Raw genomic sequence first — 16,411 nt, 5'->3', positions numbered from 1 at the left:
GTGGGCTTCGGGGGGCGTGTGGCGGGCGGCCCCTTTCCCCCCCCGCCCGCGCGGGGTGGGTTTTATAATCCCCGCCCCGCCGGCGATTGAGGCGCGGGGTCCGGGGCGGAGCCCCGTGGGCGGAGGGACGGCGCGGCGCCGGCTTGCGTGAAGGCCTGAGCTGCCTGGCCGCAGGCCTACGGCAGGATCGAGTCCACGTAACCGCCGTCCACCCGCAGAGCACCGCCGGTCGTGGCGCTCGACTGGCCGGAGGCCAGGTAGACCACCATGTTCGCGATCTCCTCCGGCTCGATGAGCCGTTGCAGCAGGGACTGCGGGCGGTGCTCGCGCATAAAGGCGCGCTGCGCCTCGTCCCAGGGCAGCTCGCGGTCGACCAACTCGTAGACGAAGTCCTCGACACCGCCCGTGTGGGTGGGACCCGCGATGACGGAGTTGACGGTCACACCGCTGCCGGCGGCCTGCTTCGCGAAGCCGCGGGTCACCGAGAGCAGCGCCGTCTTGGACATCCCGTAGTGGATCATCTCGGCGGGGATCACCACGGCCGAGTCGCTCGCGATGTTCTGGATCCGGCCCCAGCCACGCTCGGTCATGCCGGGCAGATAGTGCCGGATCAGCCGGACCGCGGACAGCACGTTGACCTCGAAGTAGCGGCGCCACTCCGCGTCGGTGATCTTCAGGGGGTCGGCGGAGCCGAAGATGCCCAGGTTGTTGACCAGGATGTCGATGTGGGGGAGCGCCGCGGCGGCGTCCCGCAGGCCGTCCTCCGTGGTGACGTCGGCCGCGACCGGCACCAGGCCGGCGCCGGGTACGTCGGCTCTGATCCGGGCCACGGCCTCGTCCACGCGCTCCCGGGTCCGGCCGTTGACGCCGACGCGGGCCCCGGACCGGGCCAGACCCGTCGCGATGGCGGCGCCGATGCCCTGGGTGGATCCGGTGACCAGGGCGGTGCGTCCCGTCAGGTTGATCTGCATGAGGCCGGGCTCCTCGCGGTTCGGGTGAGAGTGGTCGGGGCCCCCGGTCCCACCCTTACCCGAACCACGTCAGGCCCGCTGCCTGGCCCGCGCCGTCTCGGTGGCGTCCTTCTTGAACGCCCACGGCATCCTCGGCTCCATGGCGAAACGGAAGGCCCGCTGCACCGGTGGCGTGCACAGGGCGGTGACGACCGCGCCCGCGATGAGCGTGACGGCGACCTCGCCGTACGGGGTGTGCACCCAGTCCGCGTCGAACCAGCCCCAGAACCGCGAGCCCTTCGCCAGGAACCCGTGCAGCAGGTAGCCGTACAGCGTCCCGGCGCCGAGCACCGTGAACCACGTCTTCCGCCCCGGCACCCACGAGAAGAAGCACGCGGTGAGCACGATCGAGCAGCCGAACAGGGCGAGCGTCATGACGACGCCGACCCACCACGGGACGCCCAGCTCCTGCGCGCTGTCGCGGTGGTAGAACCACACCGACGTCATGCGCGGAGCCGCCCAGTAGGCGAGCGGGAAGGCGCAGGCCGCGATCGGCACGGACAGGATCCGCACCTCGCGCCGCCGCACGAGCTGGAAGTGCTCGGGCTTCAGGAACAGGCCGAGCACGAAGAACGGCAGGAACTGCAGCACGCGCTGCAGGTCCAGGTCGTCGCCGATGTCGGGGGAGACCGCGGCGAGCACGGCGATCGCGATGGAGAGCGGGATCGGCCAGCGGACGATCTTCCACAGCGGCGTGGTGAGCCGCCAGATGAACAGCGCGACGAGGAACCAGGTCAGAAACCATGGGTCGAGCAGGCTGATCGGATGTGTGGGGTCGTCGTCGGCCCACCTCTTGAAGAGGCTGTACGCGACCTCGAAGATCACGTAGGGCACGGCGACGCCGGTGATGAGCCGTCGCAGCCGGTCGGGCCGCATGTCGAAGCTGCGCGAGAAATAGCCGGAGATGATGATGAACGCCGGCATGTGGAACGTGTAGACGATCTCGTACAGCGCTTCGGCGGTACGGCTGCCGCCCGTCAGGGGCTCCCAGGAGTGGCCCATCGCGACGAAGACGATGGCCAGGTATTTGGCGTTGTCGAAGAACGCGTCGCGCTGCTTGGGCTTGACGGGGGCTTCGGCCGGAGCGGGGGCCGGTGTCTGCTGGGTCTTCTGCGGAGTGACATCCGCCGCGGGCCGCGCGGCCGGTGGCAGCGGGGTGCGGTGCGAGCCCTGCGGGTGCAGCGAGTTGGTCACGGGCCCTCCCACCAGGAACTCGGGGAGAACGTGGAGGGCCGCACTGCGCCGGTGGGGACGATGGCAGCGTGGAACATCTGAGGCACCTTAGTGCGGCCGCTGTGATTTCGTAAAACCATCGATTCGATTCCTCCTCGGCGTTTCCAGGTACCCCGTTTGTGCGGAAGTCGGCATGGAGTTTGTGCGGTTGTGCCCCATCGGTTTGCCCGCCCTAGGTGAAATGACCGATTCGTCCCGTGCGGCTTGGTCAGTAATTGGACATCGCATTTCCTTGATTTTCCTGTGTGCAAACCAAGGGGAAACTGAGAGAAGCCTGCAGGCCGCGAGGGCGGCGCGCGCGTGGGGGACGCGGGGCGATAGAAACGATCAAGCCGAAACCCGCCGGTACGTGGCCGACGATGCGTCACGGGCCGCATACAGGTGCCGGGTTGGTGGCACGATGGTTCTGGCGGGGGGTGGGGCTGAACCCCCCGGGCCGGGAGAGCGGACCGACCTAGGGTGTGATCAGTGTGGCCATTTCGCTGTCAGTGGTGCTGTTGTTGGCGATCGTCCTCGTCGTCCTCATGCGCGGCGGCTCGATCAAGGCGGGGCCCGCCATAGTCGCGGTGCTCTTCGGCTTCTTCCTCGCATCGACCGGAATGGCGCCTGCGATCAACAACTTCCTCAACTCGGTCGCGGACAGTGTCAGCGCGATCCATTTCTGAAGGCCCCTGTCAGGACACCCGGCGGAGGCCCGCGAAAAAGCCTCCGGCCCGGTCCACGAGGAGTGGATCCGGGCCGGAGGCTTTTCACAAGAGCGGGCGACGGGAATCGAACCCGCGTAGCTAGTTTGGAAGATCGCGTACGCGCACCCGGCCTGACCAGGCAAGATGCTGACCTGTGCGTTCTCGTAGCGCTCGCCGGTAGTCCCCGTGGTTCCCCGGCGCGTGCCGGTCCATCGGGCACGTGAGGGACACGGACGATCTAGGGGGCTTCGTCTCCGTCTTCGCGCATCTGCCGCTCCATCGACTTCTCCATGCGCCGTTCCAGCCGGAGTGCGAGTTTGTAGCTGATGCAACCGGTCACGAGCGCAGAGCCTATGGCTCCGCCTGTGGGTCCGCCTATGGCTCCGCCTATGGGCACAAGGCCGGAGTCCACCGCCGCACCTGTGATGATTCCCACCAGTAGCGGGGGCAGGAAGGCGCACAGGCCGAAGCACACTGCGATGAACTCCTCGCCTGAAACTGGCCTGTGGGGCCCTCCGCCGCTGCTCATCTAGTCCAGGGTGCGGCATGGTCACCGACAGCGTGTAGGGACCTTGGGCCTTTCCCCACAAACCGCCCGGACCGTCGGCGCCTTCTTGACCACAGCGGTTCCCGGTTCCCATCCCGTCCGCCGTCGACCCACACGCAGTGGAGCGGGCGTGGTTCATGGCGTCCAGGTGGAGCGCGCCACTGTACGAACGACCTGGACGCCATGGGCCACGTCTGCTCGGCTTTGCCTGGGTCGACGGCGGACGGGATGGGAACCCTTCACGCAACCACCCGCGGATCCGCACCCGGCAGCGTTCCCCCGGCCCCCGGTGCCGGAGCGCCCCCGCCGGAGGCATCGTCTTTGACCGTGACCAGTGACCTTGGTCTCTCCCGCATCGCCGAGTGCTCGTGTCACCGTGGAGGCATGAACATGAACGGCCCTATCCAGCACCACGACAGATGGACGCGCCCGCCAGTGGCTGTCCTTGCTGTGGTGTGCGCGCTCGGAGCTGCGGTCGTGGTGTGGAAGCTGGGCGGCGCGGGCTCCGGCTTCGGCGCCGTCGTGGCCGGGATTCTGGGCTTCATCGGTGGCGGTTGGATCGGCACGCGGCTCTTTCCGGGGTACGACGACGGCGACGACGGTTAGTCACGAAGAGCCGGGTTTCCCCTTCGCCCGCATCGCACGCGAGCGCGCCGCCGGGCGCGGCCGGCCGGTGGCGAAGACAAGGAGGCCGTCCGCGCCGCAAGGCGGCGCGCGCCCGCGCCGTGCGCGGGCCTTGATGAAGTAGGGAAAGTTCCACCGCGCTCGTGGTGATCCGGAACGACCGGCTTCACCCTGTTGGGCGGCCTGCTGATTCGGCTACGGTGCGAATCATGCCTCTTGCACTGGATACGCCTCAGGGAGCGGCCGAACTGGCTGAGTCTCTGCTGCCCCCGCTCGGGAATCGTTGGCTGCACACACAGGCTGTTGCAGCCCGGGCGCGCGAGGCTTCGGCGGCTGTACCTGAGGCGGAACGTGATCTCCTCGTCGCCTCTGCCTGGCTGCATGACATCGGGTATGCCCCAGAGTTGCGCGGGACTGGGTTTCACCCCATTGACGGGGCCCGGCACCTGGCCTCCCTCGGCGCTCCCGACCGGCTCGTGCGGCTGGTTGCTCACCATTCCGGAGCTGTGTACGAGGCAGAGCAGCGCGGCATGTCCGCCGAGTTGGCCGTGTATGAGCGTGAGGACTCGCCGCTCCTCGATGCGCTGATCTACGCCGACATGACGACTGGCCCCGCCGGGCAGTCCTTCGACTTTGATCGTCGTATGGACGAGATCCTTGATCGGTACGAGGCGGGCAGCGTCGTGCACACCGCGATCAGCAAGGCTCGCCCGTACCTGAGTGGGGCTGTCGAGCGCACGCGTGCCCGGCTCCGTGGTTGATCAACCGATGTAGGGAGCGGGCCGGTTGGACAAGCCGTGTTCGATTCGCATCCGCATGGACGGATGGATGCTGAGCTCACCCAACCGATCCGGTGCGACGAACGCGACTTCCTTGCTCTCACTGCTCGTTCGGGGCTCGCCGCCGACGATGCGGGCGGTGAAGCAGATCGAGAACTGTTGGCGTACCTCTCCGTCGTCGTACGCCATGACGTGACCGGGGTCGGTGTAGAGGCCGGTCAGCCCCGTCACTTCGACGTCGAACCCGGTTTCTTCCTTGGTCTCGCGTACGGCGGCGTCGGCAACCGACTCGCCGACTTCGACGCCCCCGCCGGGGAGTGCCCACAGGTCGTTGTCGGTCTTGTGGATCAGCAGGACTTCTCCGGCCTCGTTGACGGCAACAGCGACCACCGAGGGGACGATGCTGTTCGCCTTCGGGGCGTTCGGATCATTCACGTAGTCGATGCGGGCCATGCTCTCAGCGTCGCATGCCGGGCTGGCTGACCGCTCTACGCTGGGCGCCCTCGTTCCCACGCGTAGTCAAAGCTCTTCATGTAGTGCCGGAAGGTCCGGGCTCCGGGCAGGTACCGGAAGTGCATGACCGGGTTCTGTCCGGCTGGCGCTCCGAGAACGTGCGGGTTCACCAACACGTCGTCGTCGAACCGGTAGATCGAGTTGTACAGGATCGTGTCGTGAAGCCTGACCTCGACGCCGGGGACGTTCATCGCCGGTTCGAGGTACTGGCGCGTGATCCGGGCCCGGGCCGCCAAGCCGTCCCCGATCCCTTCCTCTTCCCCGCGCTGCTTGATCATTGGTGCGTCGGGGTCGCCAAGAAGGATGCGAACCTCGGTTCCTGATCCAGCCTTCTCGGCCAACTGGTCGGCCAGGTCCGGGTGCCCGTCGAAGAGGAAGAGTCCCGCGTACACGAGGATCTCGACGTGGCTCGTGGCGTTCTCGATGAGGTAGTCCCACAGGTTCGCCGGAACTGCTCCCCGGTGCGGGTAGTACGTGATCAGCTCTGATGCGCTGGCCGTGTCCGCCTGCTTCTCGACCGCGGGCCACAGGTAGACCTCATCCGCTCCGAGGTACTGCGCCGCCTTCCAGCGGTGAGTCCGGTGCGGCGTCCGGTCCTTGGAGATCCACCGCTCGACACTCTTGGGGTCGATGCCGACGTGATCGGCAAGGGTCTGGATGGTCTCGCCCTTCGCGGAGATCGCTGAGCGCAGTCGGTCGTTCGCCATGATGCCGCTCCCTCTAACTCGCCCTGTTTGGCGGCGTGTTGGGACGCTGGGACGTTTTCGACGATACCGAAGACGTCCCCAAAGGTCCATAGGGTCGGTGCTCCGTCCACCCCCTTCGGGAGTCTCCTGGTCTCACCGCCGAACAGCGGGTCAATTCCCCGCAAGATCAGGAGAAGAGACGATGCGTCAGATTCCCGTCGACACTTCCGCCGCCGTCGTGATGGTGGCCAAGCCTCCGCAGCCCAAGGTCAAGGACCGCCGTACCGGTGAGATCGCCACGGACATCGAGTCCGGCGCTTCGCTGATGACCGTGGAGGTCATGTTCTCCTCCAACGATGAGGTGGAGATCCTTCCCGTCACCGTTCCTGAGCCGGGCATCTCCGGTGAGCTGGTGATGGGGACGCCGGTCGCGCTGACCGGGCTGATCGCTCGTCCGTGGGAGAACGACTTCGGTAACGGCACGCGGCACGGGATCTCCTTCCGCGCGGTCGCCGTCACCTCGCTCGCCGCGGGTGCCTCGAAGCCGAAGGCGGCCTGAGCCATGACATGGCTGCTCGCCGTCGTGTTGCTGGTCGTTGCTGCCGCGGGTCTCCTGCGGTGGCGGCGCCCCGCCTGGTACTGGCTGACCTTCGGGGTCACCCTCGCCGTGCTGCGCGTCCTGGTCCGGTACGGCTCGGTCATGGACGCCTGTGGCCTGACCGTCCCGCCCGCTCGCTGGCGGCTGCGTCTGGCCAGGCTGACCCATCGGGAGATGCCCGGTCCGCGGGCCCCGCGCATCCTGCGTGTCCGTCCGACACGGACCGGCCTTGTCTTGCGGCTGGGGCTGCGACCTGGACAGGACGCCTTCGATGTGGCCGCGTCCACGGACCGGCTGCGGCATTCGTTCGCGATGTACGGCGTCACCTCGCGCGAACTGCGCTCGGGCGTCGTCGAGCTGCGGATGACCGGCTATGACGTGCTCAAGCGGGTGCAGATGCCCGCCCTGACAGACCCGGCACCGATGCGCATCCCGGTCGCCCTGCGCGAAGACGGCGCGGTGCATTACCGCGACTTCCGGGCCATCCCGCACGGCCTGACGATCGGCGCCACGGAGTCCGGCAAGTCCGTCTACCTGCGCAACTTGGTGACCGAACTCGCCTCGCGTGATGTGGCGCTGGTCGGCATCGACTGCAAACAGGGAGTCGAGCTGTTCCCGCTTGCCCGCCGGTTCTCGGCGCTGGCTGACAACCCCGATACCGCGGCCGATCTCCTCGACGCACTCGTTGACCACATGGAGGGCGTCTACCAGATCATCCGCGCACACCAAGGTGTCGCGTCCGCGATCCCGGATGCGGAGATCGCCGCGGACATCTGGGACCTGCCCGAGGACCTGCGCCCGGTCCCGATCGTCGTCCTCGTCGACGAGGTGGCCGAACTCGCCCTGTACGCCAGCAGGGCAGAGGAGAAGCGTCGCGATCGGATCATCACGTCCCTGGTCCGCCTGGCCCAGCTCGGCCGTGCGGCCGGTGTCTATCTGGAGATCTGCGGGCAACGCTTCGGCTCGGAGCTGGGCAAGGGCATCACGATGCTGCGCGCCCAGCTCACCGGGCGGACCGCACACCGCGTCAATGACGAGACGAGCGCGAACATGGCCTTCGGGGACATCGCCCCGGACGCCGTACTCGCCGCGATCTCCATCCCCGCCGATGCACACGGCGTCGCGATCTCCGGCGACTCGACCGGCGGTTGGTCCCGCATCCGGGCGCCGTACACCTCGCTGCGCAAGGCCGTGAACGTCTGCAACCGGTACGCCGAGCGCACCCCGGACCTGCCCGAGCTGGCGCCATTCCGGCCTGCGCTGCCGCACCTGAAGCCGGTCCCGGCTCCGGCTGTCGAGAAGTCCGCCGCGACGGCTGCCTGACCCCTCCTCGTACTCCGGTCGGCGCGACCGCCTCGCGCCACGTCCCTACCCCGCCCATGCCTGATCACCGGAAGGAGCACCACCCATGGCCACACGCAAGAGCCCCGCCCGCAAGGCCGCGACCCCGCCGAAGTGCAAGACCTGCAAGGGCTCCGGAGAGATCTCGACCGCGGTCCGGGTCGGCGGACGCAAGCAGCGGACCACCGATCACCAGCAGACCGGCATGTGCCTGGCCTGCTTCGGCTCCGGCGAAGCCACCGACTGAACACCTGCCGGGACCGGGCGGCCGGACTCCGTGAGCCCCGCCCGGCCCTGGCCCCAACTCCCTGAAGGAGGTGAAGACATGCTCCGCTCGATCCGTCTGGATGCCGTACTCGTACAAGCCGTGATCGCCGGTGCGCTGTCCTTCGCCCACCTGCACGACCTTGCCGCCGCGGCCGGACAAGACGGCTGGAAGGCATGGGCCTACCCGATCTCGGTCGACCTGCTGTTGGTTGCGGCATGGCGGCGGCTGCGGGCCGACGGGCCCTCGCGCCTGGCGTGGAGCTGGTTCCTGGTCGCGCTGGTCGCCTCGCTCGGCGCCAACGTCGCCACCGCAGGATTCCTCGATCTCGCTCACCCGCCCGCTTGGCTGCGTTTCGGGGTCGCCGGATGGCCCGCTCTCGCGTTCCTCGGCGGCACGCTCCTCGCTCACTCGGCAACCGTGCGGTCGCCCGCCGACACCGCGGCCGGGGACCGGGTGCCGGTTCCGCCGGCGCCCGCAGCCCCGGCCCCCGAACCGGTCTCCGCTCCTGATGCGGCCCCGGCTCTGCCCGAATCGCCGACCGTCCCTGAGGTGCCTGCCGCGCTGGTCGACCACGCCCGCAAGGTCGCCGACGACCACCGCGCCCGAACCGGCGCCTCGATCGACACCGACACCCTGCGCGCCCGCCTCGGCGTCCCGGCTCCGATGGCCGACGCGATCGCCGCTCAACTCACCTGACTGACAAGGAGAACCGATCGTCATGCCTGCCCGCGACTTCTTCCACTCCGTGATGAGTATCGGCCCTGTGCGGATCGGCACCCACCGCGACCGGCACGGCCACACCAAGCACGCGGCCGTGTGCACCTCCGAGCGCTGCGGCTGGTCCGCCGACTACGGCAGCCAGTCCGCCGCCCAGCTCGCTGCCCGTACCCACCGCTGCAAGGTCCGCTGAGGAGCCCAGTCATGGACGTACCGCTGTGGTTCTTCGTCGCGTGCGTCGGACTCGTCGGCATCCGGCTCATCCGCCCGCCGTGGTGGTTGATCGCCCTGCTGTTGCTCGGCGGCTACCTCCTCGCCGACAGCCTGCTTTCCCCGGTCATCGACACAGCCGTCAACAAGTAGCCCGCCCTGAAAGGAGATCCACCATGCTCCGTCCGAAGATCCCGACCATGCCCGCACCTACGGGGTACGTCACCCCGCCCGCCGTGGTCGAGCCGACGAGCGTCGTCCCGCACCACACCCCCGAGCCGTACGCCCCGGCCCCCATGCCGACTCGGCCGACGGTCCAGCTCACCCCCGGCGCCCTGGCCCTGCTCGTCGGCGGCGGTACCGCGGCGGTCCTCGTCGTCGGAACCGTCCTCGTCTCGATGCTCCTCGCCGTTGCGGTCACCGCGGGCTCGCTCGCGATCGTCGCGCTGGTCGTCCGCTCGCTCATCGCCTCCGAGCACAAGCACCGCTGACCGGCCCCCGGGCGGCCTCAACCACCAAGTCTCCGCCGCCCGGGCGCCGTCCCTGTCCGAACCAAAGATCCGGAAGGAACCTTCATCATGACCGACCGCATCCGCCACCTGGGACGGGTCTGCCCGAACTGCGACGGCTTCCCCCTCGTCGCCGTATCCTCCGGCCTCGGCCGCGACAACCGCGGGAACCTGCCCGTCGTCACAGTCACCTGCCACACCTGCAAGGGCTCCGGTTCCCTCCGCCCGGCCCTCGCTGTCCGGAAGGTGGCCGCGTGACCGACTCCGCGACCTTCGCGGGCCTCGACCCGACCACCCTCGGCGACTTGATGCGGGTGGCCGGGTCCGACGGCTTCGACCGCTGGCAAGACCAGATCCGCCGAACCGGCGGCTGCGCCAACCCCATCCACCTGACCGGATGGACGCTGACCAAGGACAAGACGACCGGTGAGACCCTGCACCACTACTCGACCGAGACCGAGCCGGGTGGGCGCCTCCGCGTCGCCTGTGGCAACCGCCGGGCCTCCCGCTGCCCGGCCTGCGCCTGGACCTACGCCGGAGACACCTACCACCTGATCCGTGCCGGTCTCGTCGGCGACGACCGCCGGGACCTTGCGCCCACGGTCCGCGATCACCCGCGCGTCTTCGCCACCCTGACGGCGCCGTCCTTCGGCCCGGTCCACAACCGGCCGGACCGAGGAACCTGCCGCTGCGGCGCCCGCCATGCCCCGGACGATCCGGCCCTCGGCACGGCGCTCAATCCGGCAACCTACGACTACGCGGGCGCGGTCCTCTTCAACAACCTGTCCAGCGAGCTGTGGATGCGGTTCGTCAACCGGCTGCGCCGTGAGATCGCGGCTCGTGCCGGGATCACACAACGGGAACTCGCTGACACTGCCCGCGTCTCGTACGGCAAGGTCGCCGAATTCCAGAAGCGTGGTGCGATCCACTTCCACGCCGTGATTCGCCTCGACGGACCGGACGGGCCCGGCACCCCGCCTCCCTCCTGGGCCAGCGTCGGCCTGCTCGATGACGTGATCCGGGCCGCGGCACTGCACGCCTACACGAGCGTCAGCCTTCCGGCCGCCGACGGCCAACCGGCCCGCACCTTCCGCTGGGGCCAACAGCTCGATGTCCGCCCGGTCAAAGCGTTCGGGAACGGCTCCGAGATCACAGAGCAGGCAGTCGCCTCCTACGTCGCCAAGTACGCCACCAAGGCGGCAGAGAACACGGGCACCCTCGACCGCCGGATCGGGGAGCTGGCCGAACTCGATCGTCACGGCGTGCCCGACCATGCCCGCCGTCTGATCAAAGCGTGCAAGCTGCTCGATCCGCTCTACCCGGACCGCCGCCTCTGGGCCTGGGCGCACATGCTCGGCTTCCGCGGCCACTTCTCCTCCAAGTCGCGCCGGTACTCGACCACGCTCGGCGAACTCCGCCAGGCCCGCGCCGACTTCAGAGCCGCCCAAGAACGCGAAGCCCTCGGCCTGCCCGACTACGAGCCGGACACGGTGCTCGTGCTCGCTGACTGGCAGTACGCCGGGCACGGCCACACGCCGGGCGAGTCAGCCCTCGCCGCGTCGATCGCCCGAGACCTCCAACTGAACCGCGAGACAGCACGCGAAGCCCTGCAAGACCAACGCGCCTCGGAAGGAGTCGCAGCATGAATGATCGATACCTCAGCGTCGTCCAGGTCGCCGAACTCCTCGGCACGACCGTTCGTTTTCCGCGGCGCCTGATCGAGGAACGTCGGATCAAGTACGTCAAGGTCGGCCGACACGTCCGCATCCCTGAGAGCGCCGTACGCGACTACATCAGCGCGCACACGGTGGAGCCTCGTCGCCGGCTGGGGGTGGCTGCCTGATGCCCGGCAAACGTCGAGGGTTCGGCCGTGTCCGCAAGCTCCAGTCCGGCCGCTACCAGGCTCGCTACCTGGCACCTGACGGGCAGCTCCGTCCGGCGCCTGAGACCTTCCGCACCAAGAAGGACGCCGACGACTGGCTCGCCGACAAACAGGCAGAGCTACGCCGCGGCGACTGGCACGACCCGGACGCCGGGAAGGTCCCTTTCGGTCCGTACGCCACAGCGTGGATCAAGGAACGGGAGATCACGAGCACCACGCGACAGCTCTACGGCTCGCTCCTGAAGCACCACCTCGAACCCGCCTTCGGCCTCGTCAACGTGGCGGCGATCTCGCCCGCACTCGTTCGGAGCTGGCGTGCCGACAAGCTTGCGTCCGGGACGGGCCCGACCACGGTCGCCAAGGCGTACGCGCTGCTCCGCTCGATCCTGGGCACGGCCGTGGCAGACCAGATGATCAGGCGGAACCCGTGCCAGATCAAGGGGGCAAGCACCGTGCACACCCCGGAGCGGCCGACGGCCACTGTGGAAGAGGTCTACGCGCTCGCCGACGCGATCCAGCCGCGCTACCGGGCGCTCGTCCTCATGGCTGGCTTCCTCGGTCTGCGCTGGGGAGAGCTGGTCGGCCTGCATCGCCGTGACATCGACCTGGAGCACCGCACGGTACGGGTCCGGCGCTCGGTCGCTGAGCTGTTCAACGGACAGCAGGAGATCAAGGCACCCAAGAGCGCTGCGGGCAAGCGCACGGTTGGGATCCCGGTCGTGATCCTCGCGGAGATCCGCCTTCACCTCGGGCAGTACGCGGAGCCGGGCGCCGACGGTCGGGTCTTCATCGGCGTCAAGGGCGGGACCCCGCGGCGGAACCACTTCAACAAGCTGTGGCATGCGGCCTGCGAAGACGCCGAGATCAAGGGCTTGCACTTCCATGATCTCCGCCACACGGGCAACACCCTCGCAGCCTCGACCGGCGCGAGCACGCGGGAACTCATGGCCCGCATGGGACACAGCACGACCCGGGCCGCACTGATCTATCAGCACGCCAGTGCTGACCGTGACCGGCTGATCGCGGACGCCGTGAGCGAGATCGTGAAGAAGGGCCGGAAGAGCGGCAAGAAGTCCAAGAAGAAGAAAGATCGAAAGCGCAAGGGGCACGCGGGGGACACGGAGGACTGAACGGGCCCCTCGGAAACGATCAAGGCCAGGCAGAGGAAAGCGCCTCTGACCTGGCCTTGAGTCGTTTGGAGCGGGCGACGGGAATCGAACCCGCGTAGCTAGTTTGGAAGACTAGGGCTCTACCATTGAGCTACGCCCGCACAGCCGCACCGCAGGTCGGTGACCGCGGTACGCAGGCATCGTAGCGGGTCGAGGGCGCCGAGCGCACACCCCGTTTCCCGCGGCCCGCAGCGCGGGAGCCGCATGGCCTGCGGGCATGTACCCTACGTGTCGCACCGACGGGGTGTGGCGCAGCTTGGTAGCGCGTCCGCTTTGGGAGCGGAAGGCCGTGGGTTCAAATCCCGCCACCCCGACCAGCGTTCGGAGAGTGGCCGTCGCGGACAGGGCCGGCCACCCCGGGGTTCTCCAAGATCGCATTGTGGGTCAGCACCGGCGTGCCGTTACTATGCAAGCTGCATGCCCGTGTGTCTCTTAGCCGGGCACGATCCCAGAAGTCAGCCCCCAAGGAGACCCACCGTGAAGAGCGCCGTCGAGACCCTGAACCCGACCCGGGTTCGGCTCAGCATTGAGGTGCCCTTCGAGGAGCTCAAGGACAGCCTCGACGCGGCGTACAAGAAGATCAACCAGCAGGTCACGGTGAAGGGCTTCCGCAAGGGCAAGATCCCCGCCCGGGTCATCGACCAGCGCTTCGGCCGCGGTGCGGTTCTGGAGGAGGCCGTCAACGACGCGCTCCCGAAGTTCTACACCGAGGCCGTCAACGAGGCGGAGCTCAACGTCCTCGGTCAGCCCGAGGTCGACATCACCGACCTGAAGGACGGCGAGACGCTGAACTTCACTGCTGAGGTCGATGTACGCCCGACGATCGAGATCCCGGACTACTCCGGCATCGAGGTCGAGGTCGACGCCACAGAGGTCACCGAAGAGGACGTCGACAAGGCCGTCGAGCAGTTGCGCGACCGCTTCGCCTCCACCGCGCCGGTCGAGCGCGCCGCCGAGGACGGCGACGTCGTGACGATCGACCTGGAGGCCAAGGTCGAGGGCGAGGTCCTCGAGGACGGCGTCGCCTCCGGTGTCTCGTACACCATCGGTTCGGGCGAGCTCCTCGACGGCATCGACGACGCCGTCAAGGGTCTGGAGGCCGGTGGCGAGGCCACCTTCACCTCCGAGCTCAAGGGTGGCTCCGCCGAGGGCAAGGACGCCGAGGTCACCGTCAAGGTGAGCCAGGTCGCCGCGCGCGAACTGCCGGAGCTGGACGACGAGTTCGCGCAGCTCGCCTCCGAGTTCGACACCCTCGACGAGCTGAAGGCCGACAGCCGCAAGCGCCTCGAGAACCAGAAGCTGAACGACCAGGCCACGCAGGCCCAGGAGCGCGTCCTGGAGAAGCTGCTCGAGCTGGTCGAGGTCCCCGTCCCGGAGAAGCTGCTCGAGGACGAGGTCCAGACCCGCAAGCACAACCTCGAGAACCACCAGCTCGGCCAGATGGGCCTCGACCTCGAGAAGTTCCTCGAGATCCAGGGCAAGACGGTCGAGGAGTTCGACGCCGAGACGAGCGAGCAGGCCGTCAAGGGCATCAAGACGCAGTTCGTCCTCGACGAGCTCGTCAACAAGGAGAAGCTGAACGTCAGCCAGGAGGAGCTCACCGAGCACCTCATGCGCCGCGCCGCCTCCTCCGGCATGTCCCCCGACCAGTTCGCCCAGGCCGTCGTCGAGGGTGGCCAGGTCCCGATGCTGGTCGGCGAGGTCGCCCGCGGAAAGGCCCTTGCCGTGGTCGTCGAGGCCGCCACCGTCAAGGACACCAACGGCGAGGTCGTCGACCTGTCGGACGACGAGGAGGAGACGGAGGAGGCCACCGAGGCCGCCACCGAGTCCGCCGAGTCCGCCGAGGCCGAGGCCAAGTAACCGCTCCGTTCAGGAACGTGACTGAGGCCCCCGGAACCATCACGGTTCCGGGGGCCTCAGTGCCCCGTAAGGGGCGCGGGGAACTGCGCGCCCAGCCCCGATGGGGCGCATGACGCGTCGTGCCTGAGCTTCTGTGGCCGCCTGCGGTCATGCATGGGGATCGCGCAGTTCCCCGCGCCCCTGGGGAGCCGTGCTCAGCCACTCCGCACATGAGCGGAGCGAACCTGCGCTCACAGCGAACAGTTCCACTCGCGGGATTCTCCTGAGGGAGCCGCGCGTTAGGGTCCATGAAGAGGAGGGCAGGGGAGTCCGAGCACGGCCCCCGGCCCCAGCTAAAGACGCGAGACGGCGCGTAGCCGTCAGAGACGAGCAGGTGGATACGTGACGAATCTGATGCCTTCCGCCGCAGGCGAGCCGTCCATCGGTGGTGGCCTCGGCGACCATGTGTACAACCGGCTGCTCGGCGAGCGCATCGTCTTCCTCGGCCAGCAGGTCGACGACGACATCGCGAACAAGATCACCGCGCAGATGCTGCTCCTTGCCGCAGACCCGGACAAGGACATCTACCTCTACATCAACAGCCCCGGTGGCTCGGTGACGGCCGGCATGGCGATCTACGACACCATGCAGTACATCCCGAACGACGTCATCACCATCGGCATGGGCATGGCCGCCTCCATGGGCCAGTTCCTGCTGACCGGTGGCACGGCGGGCAAGCGCTTCGCGCTGCCGCACACCGACATCCTGATGCACCAGGGCTCCGCGGGCATCGGCGGTACCGCGTCGGACGTGAAGATCCAGGCCGAGTACCTGCTGCGCACGAAGAAGCGCATGGCCGAGATCACGGCCCTGCACTCCGGCCAGACCATCGAGACGATCATCCGTGACGGTGACCGCGACCGCTGGTTCACCACCGAGGAGGCCAAGGAGTACGGCCTCATCGACGAGATCATCACTGCCGCTACGGGCGTTCCGGGCGGCGGCGGCACCGGCGCCTGATCCTCGCGATCACGTCGGCACGGCCAGCCAAAGCCCACCCTCACCAGGACGGAACACCGACCATGAACAACTTCCCCGGCAGCGGCCTGTACACGGGCCCCCAGGTCGACAACCGCTACGTGGTGCCGCGCTTCGTCGAGCGCACCTCGCAGGGCGTGCGCGAGTACGACCCGTACGCGAAGCTCTTCGAGGAGCGCATCATCTTCCTCGGCGTGCAGATCGACGACGCGTCGGCCAACGACGTCATGGCGCAGCTGCTGTGCCTGGAGTCGATGGACCCGGACCGCGACATCTCGATCTACATCAACAGCCCCGGCGGCTCGTTCACGGCCCTCACGGCCATCTACGACACGATGCAGTTCGTGAAGCCGGACATCCAGACGGTCTGCATGGGCCAGGCCGCCTCCGCGGCCGCCGTCCTGCTGGCCGCCGGTACCCCCGGCAAGCGCATGGCGCTGACCAACGCGCGCGTGCTGATCCACCAGCCCTCCGGCGGCACCGGCCGTGAGCAGCTCTCCGACCTGGAAATCGCGGCCAACGAGATCATGCGTATGCGTGCTCAGCTGGAAGACATGCTGGCCAAGCACTCGACGACGCCGATCGAGAAGATCCGCGACGACATCGAGCGCGACAAGATCCTCACGGCCGATGACGCGCTCGCGTACGGCCTGGTCGACCAGGTCGTCTCGACGCGCAAGATGAACAACGAGGCGATCGCGTAGTAGGCGCTGTATCGTCTGCCGTCCCCTTGGCACGGTTCCCGTCAAAGTGAACCGTGCC

General features: G+C 68.3%; 21 protein-coding genes and 2 tRNA genes. 18 read left to right on the top strand and 5 right to left on the bottom strand.

Annotated features, from left to right (window positions below; all coding sequences use genetic code 11):
• Positions 1-176: 176 nt before the first annotated feature.
• Entirely contained in the window at positions 177-971 is a 795-nt protein-coding gene (locus tag ABT004_RS26145; RefSeq protein WP_351341469.1) for an SDR family NAD(P)-dependent oxidoreductase, read from the bottom strand.
• Positions 972-1,040: 69 nt separating this feature from the next.
• Positions 1,041-2,204, bottom strand: a complete 1,164-nt coding sequence (locus ABT004_RS26140; RefSeq protein ID WP_351341467.1) for an acyltransferase family protein — start codon at positions 2,202-2,204, stop codon at positions 1,041-1,043.
• Positions 2,205-2,713: 509 nt separating this feature from the next.
• Here ABT004_RS26140 and ABT004_RS26135 point away from each other — a divergent pair.
• From ABT004_RS26135 to ABT004_RS26125, 3 genes are all read left to right on the top strand, one after another.
• Positions 2,714-2,908 carry a hypothetical protein gene (locus ABT004_RS26135; protein ID WP_326022563.1) on the top strand — a complete coding sequence of 65 codons (195 nt, stop codon included), beginning with the start codon at positions 2,714-2,716 and terminating at the stop codon, positions 2,906-2,908.
• A gap of 1,003 nt (positions 2,909-3,911) precedes the next feature.
• Positions 3,912-4,082 (top strand): hypothetical protein, encoded by a 171-nt coding sequence (locus tag ABT004_RS26130; protein ID WP_351341464.1) that lies wholly within the window; start codon positions 3,912-3,914, stop codon positions 4,080-4,082.
• Positions 4,083-4,309: 227 nt separating this feature from the next.
• A complete protein-coding gene (locus ABT004_RS26125) occupies positions 4,310-4,861 on the top strand; it encodes an HD domain-containing protein (protein WP_351341462.1) in 552 nt (183 codons plus the stop codon).
• On the opposite strand, the gene ABT004_RS26120 is transcribed toward ABT004_RS26125, so the two are convergent.
• The gene (locus ABT004_RS26120; RefSeq protein WP_351341460.1) at positions 4,862-5,332 is read right to left on the bottom strand and encodes an NUDIX hydrolase; all 471 of its coding nucleotides are present in this window, start codon (positions 5,330-5,332) and stop codon (positions 4,862-4,864) included.
• Positions 5,333-5,367: 35 nt separating this feature from the next.
• Positions 5,368-6,099, bottom strand: coding sequence for an XRE family transcriptional regulator (locus tag ABT004_RS26115; protein WP_351341458.1), 732 nt, complete (start codon positions 6,097-6,099; stop codon positions 5,368-5,370).
• A gap of 181 nt (positions 6,100-6,280) precedes the next feature.
• Between ABT004_RS26115 and ABT004_RS26110 the strand changes: the two genes are divergently transcribed.
• From ABT004_RS26110 to ABT004_RS26060, 11 genes are all read left to right on the top strand, one after another.
• Entirely contained in the window at positions 6,281-6,637 is a 357-nt protein-coding gene (locus ABT004_RS26110) for an SCO3933 family regulatory protein (RefSeq protein WP_351341456.1), read from the top strand.
• 3 nt (positions 6,638-6,640) lie between these two features.
• Positions 6,641-7,999: an FtsK/SpoIIIE domain-containing protein gene (locus tag ABT004_RS26105; protein WP_351341453.1), complete on the top strand. Its 1,359-nt coding sequence runs from the start codon at positions 6,641-6,643 to the stop codon at positions 7,997-7,999.
• An 85-nt stretch (positions 8,000-8,084) separates the two neighbouring features.
• Positions 8,085-8,264: a hypothetical protein gene (locus ABT004_RS26100; protein WP_351341451.1), complete on the top strand. Its 180-nt coding sequence runs from the start codon at positions 8,085-8,087 to the stop codon at positions 8,262-8,264.
• A gap of 78 nt (positions 8,265-8,342) precedes the next feature.
• A complete protein-coding gene (locus tag ABT004_RS26095; RefSeq protein WP_351341448.1) occupies positions 8,343-8,981 on the top strand; it encodes a DUF2637 domain-containing protein in 639 nt (212 codons plus the stop codon).
• Between the two features lie 22 nt (positions 8,982-9,003).
• The gene (locus ABT004_RS26090; protein ID WP_351341445.1) at positions 9,004-9,195 is read left to right on the top strand and encodes a mobile element transfer protein; all 192 of its coding nucleotides are present in this window, start codon (positions 9,004-9,006) and stop codon (positions 9,193-9,195) included.
• Between the two features lie 11 nt (positions 9,196-9,206).
• Positions 9,207-9,365, top strand: a complete 159-nt coding sequence (locus ABT004_RS26085) for a hypothetical protein (protein ID WP_351341442.1) — start codon at positions 9,207-9,209, stop codon at positions 9,363-9,365.
• 23 nt (positions 9,366-9,388) lie between these two features.
• The gene (locus ABT004_RS26080) at positions 9,389-9,703 is read left to right on the top strand and encodes a SpdD-like protein (RefSeq protein ID WP_351341439.1); all 315 of its coding nucleotides are present in this window, start codon (positions 9,389-9,391) and stop codon (positions 9,701-9,703) included.
• Positions 9,704-9,790: 87 nt separating this feature from the next.
• On the top strand, positions 9,791-9,979 hold the full coding sequence (locus ABT004_RS26075; RefSeq protein WP_351341436.1) for a hypothetical protein: 189 nt from the start codon (positions 9,791-9,793) through the stop codon (positions 9,977-9,979).
• Positions 9,980-10,029: 50 nt separating this feature from the next.
• Positions 10,030-11,367, top strand: a complete 1,338-nt coding sequence (repSA, locus tag ABT004_RS26070; RefSeq protein ID WP_451192244.1) for a replication initiator protein RepSA — start codon at positions 10,030-10,032, stop codon at positions 11,365-11,367.
• Complete coding sequence (locus ABT004_RS26065; RefSeq protein WP_351341432.1) at positions 11,364-11,564, top strand: excisionase family DNA-binding protein; 201 nt, start codon at positions 11,364-11,366, stop codon at positions 11,562-11,564. Before repSA ends, ABT004_RS26065 begins: the two co-directional genes overlap by 4 nt.
• Positions 11,564-12,733: a tyrosine-type recombinase/integrase gene (locus tag ABT004_RS26060; protein WP_351341429.1), complete on the top strand. Its 1,170-nt coding sequence runs from the start codon at positions 11,564-11,566 to the stop codon at positions 12,731-12,733. Before ABT004_RS26065 ends, ABT004_RS26060 begins: the two co-directional genes overlap by 1 nt.
• 66 nt (positions 12,734-12,799) lie before the next feature.
• On the opposite strand, the gene ABT004_RS26055 is transcribed toward ABT004_RS26060, so the two are convergent.
• Positions 12,800-12,873, bottom strand: a tRNA-Gly gene (locus tag ABT004_RS26055).
• Between the two features lie 139 nt (positions 12,874-13,012).
• On the opposite strand from ABT004_RS26055, the gene ABT004_RS26050 reads away from it, so the two are divergent.
• The 4 genes from ABT004_RS26050 (at position 13,013) to ABT004_RS26035 (ending at position 16,353) form a co-directional block, all read left to right on the top strand.
• Positions 13,013-13,089 (top strand) — tRNA-Pro (locus ABT004_RS26050).
• A 160-nt stretch (positions 13,090-13,249) separates the two neighbouring features.
• Positions 13,250-14,632 (top strand): trigger factor, encoded by a 1,383-nt coding sequence (tig, locus tag ABT004_RS26045; RefSeq protein ID WP_351341426.1) that lies wholly within the window; start codon positions 13,250-13,252, stop codon positions 14,630-14,632.
• Positions 14,633-15,025: 393 nt separating this feature from the next.
• A complete protein-coding gene (locus ABT004_RS26040) occupies positions 15,026-15,631 on the top strand; it encodes an ATP-dependent Clp protease proteolytic subunit (RefSeq protein WP_351341472.1) in 606 nt (201 codons plus the stop codon).
• A gap of 62 nt (positions 15,632-15,693) precedes the next feature.
• Positions 15,694-16,353 carry an ATP-dependent Clp protease proteolytic subunit gene (locus ABT004_RS26035; protein WP_351341423.1) on the top strand — a complete coding sequence of 220 codons (660 nt, stop codon included), beginning with the start codon at positions 15,694-15,696 and terminating at the stop codon, positions 16,351-16,353.
• Positions 16,354-16,411 lie beyond the last annotated feature (58 nt).

Source organism: Streptomyces sp. NPDC002790 (genome assembly GCF_040295505.1).
Lineage (GTDB): Bacteria > Actinomycetota > Actinomycetes > Streptomycetales > Streptomycetaceae > Streptomyces.
The sequence above is the reverse complement of the archived record's forward strand: the minus strand, read 5'-3'. Positions and strand labels throughout refer to the sequence as shown.